Annotated in this window: 15 protein-coding genes and 1 pseudogene; 8 read left to right on the top strand and 8 right to left on the bottom strand. The window is 72.6% G+C overall.

What is annotated here, in order from left to right; genetic code table 11:
• Positions 1-59: 59 nt before the first annotated feature.
• Positions 60-1,160, bottom strand: a complete 1,101-nt coding sequence (locus WME83_RS41420; protein WP_437315220.1) for an RNA polymerase sigma factor — start codon at positions 1,158-1,160, stop codon at positions 60-62.
• Positions 1,161-1,376: 216 nt separating this feature from the next.
• On the opposite strand from WME83_RS41420, the gene WME83_RS41415 reads away from it, so the two are divergent.
• From WME83_RS41415 to WME83_RS41405, 3 genes are read left to right on the top strand one after another with little or no spacing between them, the layout of a single operon-like run.
• Complete coding sequence (locus WME83_RS41415) at positions 1,377-2,489, top strand: PEGA domain-containing protein (protein ID WP_437315219.1); 1,113 nt, start codon at positions 1,377-1,379, stop codon at positions 2,487-2,489.
• Positions 2,483-4,162 carry a hypothetical protein gene (locus WME83_RS41410; RefSeq protein ID WP_437315218.1) on the top strand — a complete coding sequence of 560 codons (1,680 nt, stop codon included), beginning with the start codon at positions 2,483-2,485 and terminating at the stop codon, positions 4,160-4,162. The genes WME83_RS41415 and WME83_RS41410 overlap by 7 nt, the downstream gene beginning before the upstream one ends.
• Before the next feature lie 37 nt (positions 4,163-4,199).
• The gene (locus WME83_RS41405) at positions 4,200-5,762 is read left to right on the top strand and encodes a hypothetical protein (RefSeq protein WP_437315217.1); all 1,563 of its coding nucleotides are present in this window, start codon (positions 4,200-4,202) and stop codon (positions 5,760-5,762) included.
• A gap of 529 nt (positions 5,763-6,291) precedes the next feature.
• Here WME83_RS41405 and WME83_RS41400 read toward each other — a convergent pair.
• On the bottom strand, positions 6,292-6,594 hold the full coding sequence (locus WME83_RS41400) for a hypothetical protein (protein ID WP_437315216.1): 303 nt from the start codon (positions 6,592-6,594) through the stop codon (positions 6,292-6,294).
• A 164-nt stretch (positions 6,595-6,758) separates the two neighbouring features.
• On the opposite strand from WME83_RS41400, the gene WME83_RS41395 reads away from it, so the two are divergent.
• Positions 6,759-7,580, top strand: a complete 822-nt coding sequence (locus WME83_RS41395; RefSeq protein ID WP_437315215.1) for a hypothetical protein — start codon at positions 6,759-6,761, stop codon at positions 7,578-7,580.
• A gap of 237 nt (positions 7,581-7,817) precedes the next feature.
• Positions 7,818-8,519 carry a hypothetical protein gene (locus WME83_RS41390; RefSeq protein ID WP_437315214.1) on the top strand — a complete coding sequence of 234 codons (702 nt, stop codon included), beginning with the start codon at positions 7,818-7,820 and terminating at the stop codon, positions 8,517-8,519.
• A 243-nt stretch (positions 8,520-8,762) separates the two neighbouring features.
• On the opposite strand, the pseudogene WME83_RS41385 reads toward WME83_RS41390, so the two are convergent.
• The 3 genes and pseudogenes from WME83_RS41385 to WME83_RS41375 form a co-directional block, all read right to left on the bottom strand.
• Positions 8,763-8,936, bottom strand: a pseudogene (locus WME83_RS41385) (PAAR-like domain-containing protein); the annotation flags it as partial.
• Positions 8,915-9,373 (bottom strand): DUF3540 domain-containing protein, encoded by a 459-nt coding sequence (locus tag WME83_RS41380; RefSeq protein WP_437322104.1) that lies wholly within the window; start codon positions 9,371-9,373, stop codon positions 8,915-8,917. The pseudogene WME83_RS41385 and the gene WME83_RS41380, both read right to left, overlap by 22 nt.
• Positions 9,374-9,523: 150 nt before the next feature.
• Positions 9,524-9,736 (bottom strand): pentapeptide repeat-containing protein, encoded by a 213-nt coding sequence (locus tag WME83_RS41375; protein WP_437315213.1) that lies wholly within the window; start codon positions 9,734-9,736, stop codon positions 9,524-9,526.
• A gap of 137 nt (positions 9,737-9,873) precedes the next feature.
• Here WME83_RS41375 and WME83_RS41370 point away from each other — a divergent pair, with 137 nt between their 5' ends.
• Entirely contained in the window at positions 9,874-9,996 is a 123-nt protein-coding gene (locus WME83_RS41370; RefSeq protein WP_437315212.1) for a hypothetical protein, read from the top strand.
• A gap of 28 nt (positions 9,997-10,024) precedes the next feature.
• Here the strand turns inward: WME83_RS41370 and WME83_RS41365 are convergent, their stop codons facing one another.
• The 3 genes from WME83_RS41365 to WME83_RS41355 form a co-directional block, all read right to left on the bottom strand.
• Positions 10,025-10,546: a hypothetical protein gene (locus WME83_RS41365; protein WP_437315211.1), complete on the bottom strand. Its 522-nt coding sequence runs from the start codon at positions 10,544-10,546 to the stop codon at positions 10,025-10,027.
• A gap of 244 nt (positions 10,547-10,790) precedes the next feature.
• Positions 10,791-11,660 carry an MBL fold metallo-hydrolase gene (locus WME83_RS41360; RefSeq protein WP_437315210.1) on the bottom strand — a complete coding sequence of 290 codons (870 nt, stop codon included), beginning with the start codon at positions 11,658-11,660 and terminating at the stop codon, positions 10,791-10,793.
• Positions 11,657-12,841 (bottom strand): thiolase family protein, encoded by a 1,185-nt coding sequence (locus WME83_RS41355; protein WP_437315209.1) that lies wholly within the window; start codon positions 12,839-12,841, stop codon positions 11,657-11,659. The genes WME83_RS41360 and WME83_RS41355 overlap by 4 nt, the downstream gene beginning before the upstream one ends.
• Before the next feature lie 287 nt (positions 12,842-13,128).
• On the opposite strand from WME83_RS41355, the gene WME83_RS41350 reads away from it, so the two are divergent.
• Both WME83_RS41350 and WME83_RS41345 read left to right on the top strand, forming a co-directional pair.
• Positions 13,129-13,992: a DUF2515 family protein gene (locus WME83_RS41350; protein WP_437315208.1), complete on the top strand. Its 864-nt coding sequence runs from the start codon at positions 13,129-13,131 to the stop codon at positions 13,990-13,992.
• A 174-nt stretch (positions 13,993-14,166) separates the two neighbouring features.
• Entirely contained in the window at positions 14,167-14,766 is a 600-nt protein-coding gene (locus WME83_RS41345) for a peroxiredoxin (RefSeq protein WP_437315207.1), read from the top strand.
• Positions 14,767-15,108 lie beyond the last annotated feature (342 nt).

Genomic DNA, 15,108 nt, shown 5'->3' with positions numbered 1-15,108 from the left:
CGTATGCCCTGGGGTGAGGGATGATGGCGTTGCCGCGCGCGACGCGAACACTCCTGTGCTCAGAGCGACCGGTGGCGCGCGCAGCGCGCCCGCCGGAGGAGCGCGTCGCGCTCCGCGGCGTGCTCTCCGCGACCTCGACGCTCGCGGTGCTCGTGCAAGAGACGGCACGCCGAGAGCTGTCCCTCGGTGGTCCCGAGATCGAGCATCGCGCGCGCGCGCTCGAGCCTCGGGTCGATCCGGGCATGCTCCGCGCCGGTGCCTCCCCGGGACGACCTCTCGATGGCGGCGGATACCGCGCGGCCTGTCGTGGAGCTGCCCTGATTGGCGGATACGGCGGCGGCCGTGACGGCCTCTCGCCCGATCGCGCTCTCGGGCCCTCCCGGCCGCACGCCGCGCGCGTCAGCAGGCCCAGCCGGGATCTCGACCGCGGGCTGCGCGCGCCCCGAGGCGGCGAGCAGGGGCGCTTCGATGGATCCAGCCGCCGGGCCGGGCCAGGCGGCGCCCGCCCCGAGCACGAGCGCCGCTGCCGCCGCCCCATGCAGCTTGAACCGGCCAAGCCCGCGCAAGGCGTCGTGAAGCCAGGTACCGGAGAAGAACGGCACCACGCACGGCACTGTGGCCTGCCCGCGCCACCGCTGCTCCGCCTGCCAGCGCGCCCTCTCTCGCTCGACGCCATCCCAGGCGGCGGCGAGCCGTGACTTGACGGTGTTCTCCGAGAGCGCGTGCGCCAAGGCGATCTCGGCGAGCGTCCGGCCCAGGAGCTCGTGCTCGACGAAGACCGTGCGGCGCGCGTCGTCGAGCTTGTCGATGAACTGCCAGAGGACGGCAGCGCGCTGGCGGGCGATCACGGACGCTTCCGGGCCCGGCCGCTCGTCTGAAGGCTCCTCGCCCTGGAGCGGTGTGATCACCTCTTCCCGGCGGCGCGCTCGCCGCCGGCTGGTGCGCGCCTCGTTTCTGACGATCTGGTCCGCATATGCCGCGGCGTCCCTCGCCATGCCGACGCGCGCGCGGTTCTCCAGGATGCGAAGCCACGCCTGCTGGACGACGTCGTCGATGTCCTGAGCCGGCACGCGCATGGCGCGCGCGAGCCGGCGGAAGCGGTCGGAACCGAGCGGACAAGGGGCTGCGCCGTCCAGGCTCGTCGAGTTGGTCACGTCCATGCACGTCCAGATGATTCAGGCGCGAAAAGAGGTGACCCAATCGACCGGCGCGACGACGAAACGGTGCGCGAAGATGCGCCCACACGGGGATGACGACCGGGTGGCGTCTCGGTGGGATACGTTACGAGCGTGGCTTCGGATTTGCCATGCAAAGCGCAGCGCTCGGCGCGCAAGCGCGGTTGCTGGGCAGGCGGCTTCGTCGGTACAGTGGGCCGCATGATGCGCTTGCGCTCGGTCGTGGGCGGGATCTGCTTTCTTGTTGGGTTGGCTAGCGGCGTCGGGCTCGCGCGCGCGGAGCCGGCGCTCGAGGGGTCGAGGGCGGCGCAGAGCGCGGCGACGAACGCGCACCAGCAGGCCCGGCGTGCCTTCTTCGCGCGGCGGTGGGCCGAGGCGGAGGCGAGCTTCGAAGCCGTCCTGGCGGTGCCCGGCGCCGCCTGGGTGCCCGCGCCTCAGCGGGCCGAGCTGCTCGGGGTTCTGGGGCTCTGCGAGCTGGAGCAGGGCAAGCACCGGGAGGCCGCCGAGCACCTCGGGCAGAGCCTCGCGCATGACGCCGCCCTGGATCAAACGCTCCTTCGCAGGTTCACGCGCGCGTTCAACAAGGCCGTCGAGCACGTCGGGAGGGTCTACGTGGCAGCCTCCCCGCCGGACGCCGAGATCCTCGTGGATGGGAAGCCCATCGGCACGGGCGCCACGGCCCACGAGCTGTTCGTCGAACCGGGGACGTACACGCTCCGGGCCCGGCTGTCGGGGTACGGGGAGGCCTCGCAGCGGCTCGAGGTCGCTGCGGGGATGACGGTCGGCGCGGCGCTGCAGCTCGCGCGCGCGGCCGATGCGCCCGCGCGCGCACCAGAGCCGGGCGCGACGCGGAGCGCACCGGTCGCGCCGGCGGCCCCGCCGGCCGCGCCCCCGGCGGGGCCGGGGCCGTGGGCGTCGTGGCCGGGGGCGCTTCGGATCGCGGGGATCGCCGTCGCGGCGGCCACCGCGTCGACGGGGGCGGTGTTCATGCTCCGGGCGAACCGCCTCGACGGGGCCCTCGACGAGCGCATCGTCGGCCTCCACCGGGATCCGGCGTGGACCTCGGGCGCGTGCGGCGCAGCGCCGCAGCCCTCGGTGTGCCCGGAGCTGCGCCGCATGCGGGAGCAGCGCGATCTGTCCGGCGCCGTCGGAACGGCCCTGGTCGCGACGGGGGCCGTGGTCGGCGCGGTGACCGCCGCGTCGTTCTTCGTGGACTTCTCGTGGCTGCGATCGACGCCGGCGCGGAGCGGTTTTCAGGTCGTCCCGGCGATGGCGGCGCAGCAGGTCGGCCTGGTGGCGGTGGGAGTATGGTGAGGGGCTTGGAGACCGGCCTGGATGGCGAGGCGAGCGTGAGGCGGGCCAGGGCGGCGCGGAGGGCCGCGGTGTCGCTCGCGATCGCCGCGCTGGGCGCGTGCGGCGGGAGCGTGGTCTCGGGGTGCATGTACCTGGGGAACCACTGCTGGGAAGAGCAGACCTGCGACGAGCCCGCCCCCCCTGCGCCGCCGCCCGCGGCCTCGCCGTGCGACGGCGATCCCGGGAGGGCGCCGGCGCTCGACGCGTGCGGGGTGTTCGTGCGCGCGCAGGGCGACGACCGCAACCCGGGTACGCGGGAGAGGCCCGTGAAGACCTTGCGGCGCGCCATCGTGCTCGCCGCGGGCGGTCGGCGCGACGGGGAGGCGCCGACCCGGCGCGTGTACGCGTGCGGCGAGACGTTCGAGGAGGCGGTCGTGCTGCCATCGGGCGTGGACCTCTTGGGGGGCCGCCGCTGCGCCGACGGGGACTGGTCGTTCGGGTGGTCGTTCGGGGGGCCGGACCAGCTGACCACCATTGCCCCGGGGCCGGCGGGGGTTCCGGTCCGGGTCCTCGACGGGGGAGGGGCGAGCTCGACAGTGTTCGGGGTCCGGGTCGTGGCCGCCGAAGGGTCGGCGAGCGACGGGAAGTCGTCGATCGGGATGATCTTGAGCCAGGGGGCGAAGCTCCGGGTGGTGGATAGCCAGGTCCACACGGCCGACGGGAAGGACGGGGAGCCGGGGGAGGACGCACCGCGCCTCCGGGCGAAGGACGGGGAGTACGGGAACGACGGTGCGGACGCGTGCACGGAAGACGTCGCTACGGGCGCTCCCCCGGTGGTCACGGAGTGCGACGGGGGCATCGAGTCCATCGGCGGGCAGGGAGGCGATGGGTACGTCGATGAAGGTGGAGACGGCCAGCCCGGCGCGCCTTCCTCGGTGGCGAATCCGATGTCCGGCGAGGGGGGGCTCGGCGCGGGCAGCGCGGGATGCACGACCGGAGCGCCGGGCGCGGACGGTGAGCCCGGCCGGCATGGCCCCGGTGCGAGCGGCCTTGGCAGCCTCGACGTGACCGGGTGGGTGGGCGTTCGAGGCGCCGATGGCGGCCTCGGGGGCATCGGCCGGGGCGGCGGGGGCGGCGGCGGGAGTCGATCGAGGGTCGACATGATCCAGTGCCGTGCCGGACAACCTCGGGGCGGCGCTGCCGGCGGCTCCGGCGGCAGCGGCGGCTGCGGTGGAAAGGCGGGCGAGGGAGGGGGCTACGGGGGCTCGAGCATCGGAATCCTGGTGCTGGGGGGCGCCGAGATCACGGTCGATGCCGGTACGGTGGTGACCGGTCGCGGCGGCAATGGCGGGGCCGGCGGGACAGGCCAGTCGGGTGGCATAGGCTTCCCGGGTGGCTTCGGCGGGCAGCATGGATTGAACGATGATTGGAATGCTTGTAAGGGGGGCAAAGGAGGGGACGGCGGCGACGGCGGCAACGGCGGGGGTGGCCTGGGTGGACACTCGATCGGCGTTGCCACCGTGGGCATCACCAACGTGAGCTTTGAACGACATCCGGATTTCGTGCTCGGAGGCCCTGGCGATGGCGGTCCCGGGGGCGGTGTCCTTGGGGACGACGGCAAGGGTGGGCGGGGCGAATCGGATCCATTGCACGTGTTCCCAGCGGTGCCCCAGGCCGAGGAGCCGCCGCGCTGAAGATCCCCCCGTGCGGGGCGTAACATCGAGAGAGACCATGAGGATCATTGAAATCCCACGACTGCTCTTGCTGATGCCGCTCGCGGCGGTGGGGTGCGGGATCGATCTCGGTCCCTATGAGGACGAGCAGCCTTCTGCGCCGTGTGGCGCGGCGTCGTGCGCACCTGCTCCTCCGCCGGAGTCGGTCTGTCGCGGTTACCTCACCGCCGACCAGGCAGAGGACGGCTGCGGCGTGTTCGTCGACGGGTTCGGGGGCGACGATGAAAACCCCGGTACGCGGGACAAGCCGGTGCAGAGCCTGCCGCGCGGCATCGCGCTCGCGCGCACGGGGCGCGGGCGCGTGTTCCTTTGCAGCAGACATTCAGGCGCGATCACGCTGCCCTCCGGCGTCGACCTCGTGGGGAGCTTCGATTGCGCCAACGAGTGGAAGCGGAGCAACCCGAGCGACGATCCAATCATCTCGTCATTCCCCGTGGGTGTGGCGTTGACGATCGAGCCCGCGAGGCCCGACGACACGGGGGCCGCGGACGGAGTCTCGACGCTCGTCAACGTGCGGATCGGGACCACGAAGGACGTCGGGCTCCTCGTCCGGTCCGGCAGCGCCGTGGAGATTGTTCGCAGCGAGCTCTTCGGGAGTCCCCGCTACAGGGCGGCGGACGATGCGAGGACACTTCCCGATCCGCCCGAAGGCGCGCCTGGCAACGGCGGTGTGCAGGGCTGCTCCGTGGCCCCCGCGGCCGGCGGGGCTCCGGCGATGAGCTCCTGTCACGACGGCGCCGTGACGATCGGCGGCAAGGGGGGCGACGGAGGGGCGACCGCAAGCGGCGATGGCGGTGACGCCGGCGACGGCGGTGACGGTGTACCCGCGCCGGGGCCCGATGCCAGTCCTGATGACCGTCGCTGGGGCGCCGGGGGTACCGGAGACCACGGCGACGGCCGCTGCCAGGACGGGCAACCGGGGAAGGACGGCGCGCCTGGCGTCGATGGGGCACCGGGCCAGGGCATCGGACGTCTCAGCGAGAACGGCTGGATAGGAAGCCGGGCCTGGGAAGGGTCCAGGGGGAAGCCGGGCCAGGGGGGCGGCGGGGGCGGCGGTCTTCGCGGGAGCGCCGCCCTCTGCGGCGTCGCCTCCCGGTCGGGACCGTCCGGAGGCTCGGGCGGCGGCGGCGGCTGCGGCGGCAACGGCGGGAAGGGGGGCAGCAACGGCATCCCGAGCATCGCGATCCTCGCGCTCCACGCCAAGGTCACGGTGCGCGATAGCCTGATCGGGACGGGTCCGGCCATGCCTGGGGCCGACGGAGGGGCGCCCCAGGACGGCAGCCGCGGGGGGCGCGGGGGCGTCGGCGCCTACTCGCCCGATGCGGTTGCCCGCGCGTGCGACGGCGGCGACGGCGGCTCCGGGGGCCCGGGCGGCTATGGCGGCGGCGGGCGCGGCGGGGACTCCATCGGCATCGCCCACCTCGACGATACCGAGCTCGTGCTGGAGAACGTCACGTTTGAGCTCGGCGAGCCCGGCGCGGGCGGCGTCGGCAACCCCGCGGATCCCGCAACCTGGGGCGAGGATGGCATCGCGGTCGAGACCTTGCGCTTCCCCGAGTGAGCCGCCTGGGCGCGCCGCGTCCAGCATCGGCCGCGGCGCGCGATGGTCCTCGCCGCGGGCGGACGGCGGAGGTCGGCGCGCGCCCTCCTCGCAGCATCGAGCCCTGGTTGTCAGCAGCGCGCGCTTCTACTTCGAAGGAGCGTTGTTCCCTCTGCCCCCGCCGGACGGATTGCCCGTCGTGCTCGGCCAATTGCCGCCACTGCCGCCGCCCGAACCTTTGCCGCCGCTGCCGCCCTTGCCACCGCCTCCGGAACCACCACTACCACCCTTGCTGCCACTGCCACCGCCACCCTTACCGCCACCGCTACCTTTGCTCATTGTTTCCTCCATCCCCTATCCTTGGAACCTGAATCAACATGGCCGCCGTGACGGCCGAGCGATGTCGCCTTCAACGTCCCCCATGTTCCCGGGATTCCGTCGATGCGACATCGTCAGCTCGCAACGCGCCCCGCACCGTTAACGTGGGCCTGGGTGGCGCGTCGGGCAACTCGGGCGGCGGCGGGCGAGGCATGGGCGCCCGGCGAACGGCTCACTGGACGAGGCGGAGCGGTTCCTGGACGAGGCAGATCGGTTCCTGGAGGAGGCGGATCGGTTCCTGGACGGGGCGGATCGGTTCCTGGACGGGGCGGATCGGTTCCTGGACGAGGCGGATCGGTTCCTGGACGGGGCGGATCGGTTCCTGGACGAGGCGGATCGGTTCCTGGACGAGGCGGATCGGTTCCTGGACGAGGCGGATCGGTTCCTGGACGAGGCGGATCGGTTCCTGGACGAAGCAGATCGGTTCCTGGACGCCGCCGCGAGACTCATGGACACCATCGCTGGATTCATGCATCGCTCCTTCACATCATCCCCTCATCACGTTCGCCAACTTCTTGCTTTGCCCGCGCCACCGCGTCTCGACCCCTTGCCGCTCCTCGCGGACGTCGTTACCCCGGAATGCTCGGGGAGGACGTCACTCCCCATGAACAACCCCCCTCGGTACATCAGGAGATTCCGATGCCCAAAGCCAAGACCGATCTGGACCTGTGGATGAGCGAGGCGCTCGCCGCTCCGGGAGATGGCGAGCTCTCCCTCTCCGTGCCCCTTCACGTGCTGTTCGGCGAAGCGGTCGACGTCGCGAGGTTCCACAAGGCCTACTGGAAGCCGGAGGTGAAGGACGGAAAGGTGGTGCGCCGCGGCCTCGAAATGGCGGCGAGCAAGAAGAAGAACGCAAACGCCCTGACCGCGAAGACCGGCGAGGAGATCCTCTCGCTCCAGCGCGCCGCCGTGGAGGCGGGCACGCGCTACCTGCTCGCCGTGGACCCGAAGAAGGCGAGCCCCTTCGAGCGCGGGCAGGTCGTCCTCGACGAGATCACCGCGACGCTCGAATGGCTGTTCGACGACGGCGTCGAGGACGAGAACGACGCGCGGCTCGCCAAGCTCGGACAGGCCCACGCGGACGACCCCGCCACCGCCGACGCGCTCGCGCTGGCCCTCGACGACTACGCCACCCTCGCGGCGCCCCACCGCGAGGCGATGGACGGCCTCGGCGGGTTCGATGTGGCCATGCTCGACGAGGCCAAGGAGCTCGCGGCCGCGCTCCGGGCGCACGACACCCAGAGCGCCGGGCTCGGTGAAAAGGCGCGCGACGCGCTCGTCCTCCGCAACAAGGTGATCGGGCTCCTGAACGCGCGGATCTCGACGGTGCGCGCGGCGGCGCGGTTCGTGTTCCGGGACCGGCCGGACATCGTGCGCGAGTCGACGAGCGCCTACGAGCGGCGGCGCCGGGCCGAGGCCAAGCGCCGCGCGACGAAGGCCGGCGCGCCCGTGCCCCTGTGAGCCCGACCTGCGCCGCCGTCACCCGCCGCCCGTTCCACGCGCGCCCAGCGGCGTTAGCAATGTGACGGCATCGCCTATATCGGAGTGATTTCCGGCAATTCCGTGCTGGTGTCGCTCTTGCTTGCGCCTCGATCACGGCGGGCGAGCACCCGCGAGCATGGCGCGCTCGCCGGAAACGACGTGGGTCGTCCACCCACGCTGCGTGGAGAGCGAGGAGCAGCAATGAAAATATCCACAATGGTTTCCACCCTCGTCGCGGTGTCCCTGTGCGCCGGCGTGGCGTTCGCCGAGGGCGGCCGCGCCTCGCGCGAGCCGCGGCAACTCCAGGTCCTCAGGGCGCGCGGCGACATCGTCGATCGGGTCCATCACCGCGCGCCGCGGGACCAGGCCGCCGGGCGGTACTCGCGCGTCGAGCGCGCCGATCCGATCCGCGTCCCCCGCGGGCACGCGCAGGAGCGGATCCGCTGCTCCGACATGGGCGCGGACTGCTCCTCCCGCGCGGCGGCGGCCCACAGGAGCCGCACGGAGGCGCGCGCCGACGCCGGGCGCAGGGCGGCGCAGCCGTCGCCGCTCAGGAGCAAGGCCGAGTCGCGCATGAACTGCAGCGACGCGGGGGAGTGCACCGCCTCGAGCGCCGGGGCGCGCCGCGCGTGGGCCGGGCGGTCGGCCGGGGCGCCGGCCGCGCCGGGGAAGGAGCGCGCGGCCGCGCCGCGGGACGCCGCGCAGCGCCAGAGCCCCCGCATGGCCTGCAACGAGGGCGAGGAGTGCGCCATGTCCAGCAAGGAGGCCGCGAAGTTCTGGGCCGCCCAGGCCATCAAGGCGGGCACCAAGTCCCCGAGCCAGATCGCCTCGGAGCGCTCCGAGCGGGCGCGCCGGGTCGCCGAGCGGCAGCGCGCGCGCGACGCGCAGCGCGCGAGGAGCGACGCCGCCGCGAAGTGACCCCTCCGTCAGGCCGCGCGGCCGGCGCCACGCCCCGCCGCCGGCCGCCCGCCGCCATCGGCCGTCGCGGCCGTCGCCCTCCCGGGGATCGATGAGGATCGTCCCCACGCCGGCCACCATGTCGCCGCAGACCGAGGACCCCTCGGCGTCGTCGAGGAAGCAGCGGTGATCCGGCGCGTGGCCCGGCGTGTGGAGCACGCGCAGCGCCGTGACCACCACGCCCGCGTCGCCGAGCGCCGTCCAAGGCGCCAGCACGAGCACGTTCGTCACGCTCGGGACAATCTTCATCCCCGGTGCATTCGTGTTGTTCTGAATCGTCATGCTCGTCAGCCGAGCGAGCGGCATGCTCCCGACGAGACAAGTGAAGGCTGCCGTCACCGTCCTCGCGGGCCCCATCACCGTGCCCGACGCGACGCCCTCGTTTGATCGACCTCCTCTACGAAACGAAAGACCCGCCTTGCCCGCTGCATGACTCGATCGGCCAGGCTGTCCAGCTCCCGCGCCGCGACCACCGCTTTGCCAACCTCGGCCATGACGCGCTTGCCAAGATAACCGAGCTGGTCTATCGCGATCGAGCCATCGGCCGCCCGCACGTCGAGCTTCGGACCCGCGATCGAGACCGATTTGCCGCCCTTCACGTCCACCGAATCGGCGCTCCGCACGCTGACGCGACCGCCCTGCGCGACGATATCGAGCGCGCCCTCGACCGCGACGCGCGTCCCCTCGGGCCGCCCCTCGAGCACCGCGAGCACGTACACCGTCTCGCCGTCGAGCGCGCACAGCACCTTGTCCCCTGCTTCGGGCGCGACAAGGCAGCTCTTCGCGCGCCTGGCGTCGCGCGTCACCTCCCCCATCCGGGTCGAGAGCCGCGCGACGCTCTGTACGATACCCGTCTCGAGGCGCGGCCCGAGATCCTCCACGATTCTCCGTTCGCTATGAGGCGGAGACGAAGGCTCCTCATTCACCGTTGTCCTGCTTGCGTTGCTCTGCATGATGCCTCCACGTCACCTCGATGCGTCCTCTTCCTCGCGCGTGCGCCCGTGCTTGGGACGGAAATCTTCTTTCTCGGCGAGCGCCTCGTCATCGCCCAGCCAGCCGGCGAGCAGCGGGATCGATGCGCTCTCGCGCCTCGCTCGGTGCAGCTTGGTCCGGAACATCCCCGCGCCCGTGAAATCAGCGCCCGACAGGTCCGCGTGCGATAGATCCGCATATCGCATGCCTCGACGGCGGCAAGGAGCGGCCCAGCGTCGAGCTTCGGCTCGGCATCCGCGGCGCGCCGCCCGGCTGGGCGAACCTCATCGCGTATTGCGTCATCGTCCGCCACGGGCGAAAAGATGTCCTCGCTTATCTGGAAGTGAGTCGAATCCAGACCGACCTCATCCGCGTCGCCCACCCGTCCGAGCTCGAGCGGGACCGCGTGGAGCAAGTCGTCCTCGACGCGGTCGAGCAACTCTTCGCCTGCGATGAGGTGGGATGAGCGGCCGCGATAGGACGCGGCGAGATCCTCACCCCTCGCCAGGCACGTAGACCGTGGCCGTGGTGAGCGTGGTCCCAGGGGATGTGCGCGCTCGTCCTCGGAGCTCGATCGAAGACCCCGCGGGCACCTCGGCGATCACGAACGACGCGACGACCCGGTTGGCCCCCTCCAGGGGAGCCTCGAGCGACTCGACCTTTCGCGCGTCCATGTTCGGGCTCGCCACGGCTTGGACGCCCGTGAGCCATTCGATGTGCGAGAGCCTCTGGCCGTCGCGATAAGCCCCGTCGCGGTAGCTCTCCACGATGACAGCCAATCCATAAGCATCGTCCGCGGTGGACGCCTTGGCGACGTCGAACCGGAGGAACACGGCGACGGGGTTGTCCCGCGCAGGCACATTGAAGACGAACTGCCCGTTCGCGTCGACGTTCGTCTTGCTCGAAGCCCGGTCCAGATCGTGCCGGCGGCCCGCCGCGCGCACACTCCCGAGCACCAGCGTCACGAGCAGCGCGACCGCGCCGATGGCCCCCACCACGATGACGGCGTCTTGCATGATGCCCCTACGACAACGGTGGCCTCGCGCCCGAATTCTCTCTTAAGCCGCTCCGTACATGGCTGTCAATCGTTCGCGCTCGCCGTTTCGCGCTCGCCGCAGCGAGGCGGCCGCATGCTCGTGCTCGGTCCGCTGGTCAGGCAGGAGGACGCGATCGTGCTGTCCGCGTTCGGCGCGTTCGGCGGGATCGCGTTCTCGCTGCCCTCGTGAGCATGCGACCGGCCGATTCCGGACCAGCGCGCGGTCAGCCCCCGCCGGCCGCCCGCCGCCATCGGCCGTCGCGGCGCACGGCCCGGCCTTCGCGCTCCAGCTTGATCAGGTGCGCCTCGAGGCTCAGCCGCGCGATCGGCCAGAGCGCCAGCGCCGTGTCCGCGTAGGCGACCGGCAGGAGCTCCTCGAGCGACGCGCCGCCCTCGCCGGCCACCGCCTCGAGCGCCTCGAGCACCCGCTGCTCGCGCATCCGCCGGTGCGCGACGTAGCGCCGGAACAGCGCCTCGGGCGCGTCGATCGGCTCGCCGTGCGCCGGCAGGGCGACCCGGGCGCCGAGCGCCGCGAGCCGCTCGAGCTGCGCGAGGTACTCCGCCATGTCGCCCTCCCGGGGATCGATGAGGATCGTCCCCACGCCGGCCACCATGTCGCCGCAGACCAGGACCCCCTCCGCCTCGTCGAGGAAGCAGAGGTGATCCGGCGCGTGCCCCGGCGTGTGGAGCACGCGCAGCGCCGTCGGCGCCGGCCCGTCGAGCCGCACCACCTCCCCGTCCGAGAGGCGGCGCGCGACCGGGACGTCGTGCAGGACGTCACGCAGGCGCGGCGCCGCCTCGGCGTGCGCCCAGATCGGCACCCCGAGCTCGGCCGCGAAGAAGCGCGCGCCCCCCACGTGGTCGGCGTGGTGGTGGGTCACCGCGATCGCCACGATCGACCGACCCCGCGAGGCGAGGCCGCGCGCCCACGCGAGCCAATCGCGGCGCTCGTCCTCGTAGGGCGTGGCCGGCTCGACGAGCAGCACCTCGCGGCCGCCGAGGGCGTAGCTGTTCGTGTGGGTCGCCGGCGGCAGCGTCGGCGTGCGCGCGGCGAACGCCTCCGCGCCCGCCGCGATGGCCCGCGGCCGGATCACCGCTCCACGACGACCGCGAGCGCCTCGCCGCCGCCGATGCAGAGCGTGGCGAGCCCGCGCTTCGCGCCCCGGTCCTTCATGGCGAAGAGCAGCGTCGTCAGGATGCGCGCCCCGCTCGCGCCGATCGGGTGGCCCAGCGCGACCGCGCCGCCGCGGACGTTGACCCTCTGGGCGTCGATCCCGGCGAGCTTGTTCACGGCGAGCGCCACCACCGCGAACGCCTCGTTCACCTCGTAGAGGTCGATCTGGTCCGTCGTCAGGCCGAGCTTCTTCGTGGTGTTCGCGATCGCCGCGGCCGGCGCCGTGGTGAACCACTCGGGCGCCTGCGCGGCGCCGCCGTAGCCGACGATCCGCGCGAGCGGCGTGAGCTTGTGCTCCTTCACGGCCCGCTCGCTCGCCAGGACCAGCGCGCTCGCGCCGTCGTTGATCGACGAGGCGTTGGCCGCCGTGATCGTCCCGTCCTTCTGGAAGGCGGGCTTCAGCGAGGCGAACTTCTCGGGCTTGCCGGCCGGCGGGCCCTCGTCGTCCTTCACGACCACCGCGTCGCCCTTCTTCTGCGGGACGGCGACGGGCGCGATCTCCGCGGCGAAGAGCCCCTCGCGCTGGGCCGCGAGCGCCCGGCGGAAGCTCTCCTTCGCGTACTCGTCCTGCGCCTCGCGCGAGAAGCCGTGCTCCTTGGCGCACGCCTCGCCCGCCGTGCCCATGTGGAAGTTGCCGTACGGGTCCCAGAGGCCGTCGTGGATCATCCCGTCCACGAGCTTGCCGTCGCCCATGCGGTAGCCGGAGCGCGCCTGCGGGAGGTAGTAAGGCACGTTCGACATCGACTCCATGCCGCCCGCGACCACCACGTCCGCGTCGCCGAGCGCCACCGTCTTCGCGCCGAAGATGACCGCCTGGAGCCCCGAGCCGCACACCTTGCTCACCGTGGTGGCCGGGACCTTGCTCGGGATGCCGGCATAGATGGCGGCCTGCCGGGCCGGCGCCTGCCCGATGCCGGCGGACAGGACATTGCCCAGGAAGACCTCCCCGACGGCATCGGGAGAGAGGCTCGCCCGCTCGAGGGCCGCCCGGATGGCGACCTCGCCCAGGCGCGGGGCGGGCAGGGGCGAGAGCGCTCCCTGGAACGCGCCGATCGGCGTCCGGGCCGCTGCGACGATGTACACGGGGACAGGTAGGGTCATGATCTCCTCCGGCGGCGCGGGTGTCGTCTCCTCGACGACGCGCGATGACGCGGTCCGGCGCGTCGTGCGAATGTGCCTGTTGGTACCTCGGCGGCCCCGCTGCGGCAAGCCGGCCCAGGGCGCTCCTCCGCCGCGCCGCCAGGCGGCGTTCGCATCGTCACATCGGTTCACCCTCCGCCACCCTCCGCGCGCCCCGCCGGCCGGGCTCTTCGCTCCGCCGTCGCCGCCGCGAGGAAATCCGGAAAGCTGCGGAGTCGGCGTGGCCGGCCTCATGCAGAGCGCCCGGTATGGTCGAGGCGGTGTGCTCGGAAGCGTCGGGCCGCATCGGTACAGCGCGCCTCACGGCGCTGCTCGACGAGCTCGACGCGCGAAACGTCGACAACGTGGCGCGCACGGAGAGCTACCTGGAGCTCTACGCGCTCACCCGCGCCCATCCGCCGGATCTGCCCTGGCTGCTCATGGCGCACCTCGTGTCGCGCAACGCGGGCGCCCTGATGACCGAGATCGCGGCGGCCCTGGACCGCCGCGAGGGCGCGATCGCCCCGTCGGCGCTGCGGGAGAGCTTCCTCTTCCTGGAGCGCGCCAATCACCTCATCTTCTTCGACGCCTGGTATCATGTGCTCCACCACCTGCTCGGGCAGAGCGCCGAGCTCCCGCCGGGCCGGTGCTCGCAGTTCATCCGCGGCGCGTGGGCCAGGCACGAGGCCGCGCGGCGGGCCGGCCAGCCGCACCCCGCGCTCGAGCGCGCCCTCGTGCGAGATCTCGTGACCAACGAGCAGAACCTCATCGAGCGGCGCGTCGTGCACCACCCCCGGTTCTCCAACGCGCGGGCGCTCCTCGCGCTCGCCGAGGCGCTGGGGCAGGAGACCCCGGTCGTGCTGCCGTGCGCGCAGGCGCCGATCCGGGTCGGCGGCTTCGCGCTCCTCGACCGGCGCATCGCCGCCGGGATGCGCATCTACGACGCCATGGCGGACCGCGCCGCGCGCGACGCGATGTACGAGTGGGCGCGCCGGCACCCGCACGACGGCTCGTGGGCGCCGTGGGGCGGCCCGCCGCGGCCGCGGCTCCGGGAGGCGTGGCCCGCCCCCGCCGTGCGGGCGCTCTGGGACGGAATTCACGCTCCGCCTGAGCCGGATCCGGGGTGGCCCTGACGCCCCCGCGCCTCCGGGGCCGAGGCCACGCCGACTCGCCGCCTCGGACCGGCCGCGGGCGCGCTTCCGGGGCAGCTCTGTGGTGCGCCGGCGACGCCGCGTGTATCGTGCCCGCCGCGGCGCCGGAGGGGGTCAGTCCCCCCTGCGCCCGAGCAGACAAGGAGCGAGCGAGCGATGGTGAACGTAGGCGACCGTGCCCCGGATTTCTCCCTCGAGAGCGACAGCGGCAAGAAGGTAGGCCTCGCCGATTTCCCGGGCAAGACGGTCGTCCTCTACTTCTATCCGAAGGACGACACCCCCGGCTGCACGCGGGAGGCCCAGGCCTTCTCCGCCGGGCTCGACGCGTTCGCCGAGGCCGGCGCCGTCGTGCTCGGCGTCTCCCGCGACTCCGTCGATCGCCACCGGAAGTTCAGGGACAAATACGATCTCGAGGTGACGCTCCTCAGCGATCCGGACCTCGTCGCGCACAACGCCTACGGCGCCTACGGCGAGAAGACGATGTACGGCAAGAAGGTGACGGGCACGATCCGGAGCACGTTCATCATCGGTGCCGACCGCAAGGTGAAGCACGTCTTCAGCGGCGTGAAGGTCGACGGCCACGCCGACGCCGTGCTCGCGCTCGTGCGCGGCGGCGACGCGCCCGAGCCGCCGCCCGCGCGCGGCGGAGCCACGAAGAGCGCAGCCACGAAGAGCGCAGCCGCGAAGAGCGCGAAGGCGCCCGCGAAGAAGGCCGCCGAAAAGGCGCCCGCAAAGCCCGCTGCCAAGCCCCGATGAGCCGCCGCCCGACGCGGGCGGGGACGCGAGGGCGGCGATGTGCGAAGAAATATCAATAAACTTGATAGTTTACCGCCTACATGCGAGCTGCCCTCCGGGCAGGCGCGATCGCGACCATCGGACAATGACGTAGCGATTCGCGGGCTGTGCGACGGCGATCGCCGGATTGATGAGGTCGCGACGGCTTCGCGCGCGGCGTCCGCCGCGCTCGCCAGGCTGGACGGGCCCGGCGCTTCGTGAAAGAATCTTGCTCCGTTGCTTGCAGATCGATGAAATTACCACGACACCAGGGCTCATCTCTCGATCCGCTTCACATCAGGTGGAGCGATGAGCGCTGGAGCG

The organism is Sorangium sp. So ce385 (genome assembly GCF_051474135.1).
GTDB classification, from domain to species: domain Bacteria; phylum Myxococcota_A; class Polyangia; order Polyangiales; family Polyangiaceae; genus Sorangium; species Sorangium cellulosum_D.
Note: the sequence above shows the minus strand (reverse complement) of the source record. Positions and strands in the feature narration are given on the sequence as shown.

Coding starts and splice junctions, on each gene's coding strand:
- WME83_RS41415 (WP_437315219.1), top strand. CDS start 1,377: ATGATGCGCTTGCGCTCGGTCGTGGGCGGGATCTGCTTTCTTGTTGGG.
- WME83_RS41380 (WP_437322104.1), bottom strand. CDS start 9,373: ATGGGGGAGGTGACGCGCGACGCCAGGCGCGCGAAGAGCTGCCTTGTC.
- WME83_RS41410 (WP_437315218.1), top strand. CDS start 2,483: ATGGTGAGGGGCTTGGAGACCGGCCTGGATGGCGAGGCGAGCGTGAGG.
- WME83_RS41355 (WP_437315209.1), bottom strand. CDS start 12,841: ATGACCCTACCTGTCCCCGTGTACATCGTCGCAGCGGCCCGGACGCCG.
- WME83_RS41405 (WP_437315217.1), top strand. CDS start 4,200: ATGAGGATCATTGAAATCCCACGACTGCTCTTGCTGATGCCGCTCGCG.
- WME83_RS41365 (WP_437315211.1), bottom strand. CDS start 10,546: ATGCAAGACGCCGTCATCGTGGTGGGGGCCATCGGCGCGGTCGCGCTG.
- WME83_RS41395 (WP_437315215.1), top strand. CDS start 6,759: ATGCCCAAAGCCAAGACCGATCTGGACCTGTGGATGAGCGAGGCGCTC.
- WME83_RS41350 (WP_437315208.1), top strand. CDS start 13,129: ATGGTCGAGGCGGTGTGCTCGGAAGCGTCGGGCCGCATCGGTACAGCG.
- WME83_RS41345 (WP_437315207.1), top strand. CDS start 14,167: ATGGTGAACGTAGGCGACCGTGCCCCGGATTTCTCCCTCGAGAGCGAC.
- WME83_RS41375 (WP_437315213.1), bottom strand. CDS start 9,736: ATGCGATATGCGGATCTATCGCACGCGGACCTGTCGGGCGCTGATTTC.
- WME83_RS41390 (WP_437315214.1), top strand. CDS start 7,818: ATGGTTTCCACCCTCGTCGCGGTGTCCCTGTGCGCCGGCGTGGCGTTC.
- WME83_RS41400 (WP_437315216.1), bottom strand. CDS start 6,594: ATGCATGAATCCAGCGATGGTGTCCATGAGTCTCGCGGCGGCGTCCAG.
- WME83_RS41420 (WP_437315220.1), bottom strand. CDS start 1,160: ATGGACGTGACCAACTCGACGAGCCTGGACGGCGCAGCCCCTTGTCCG.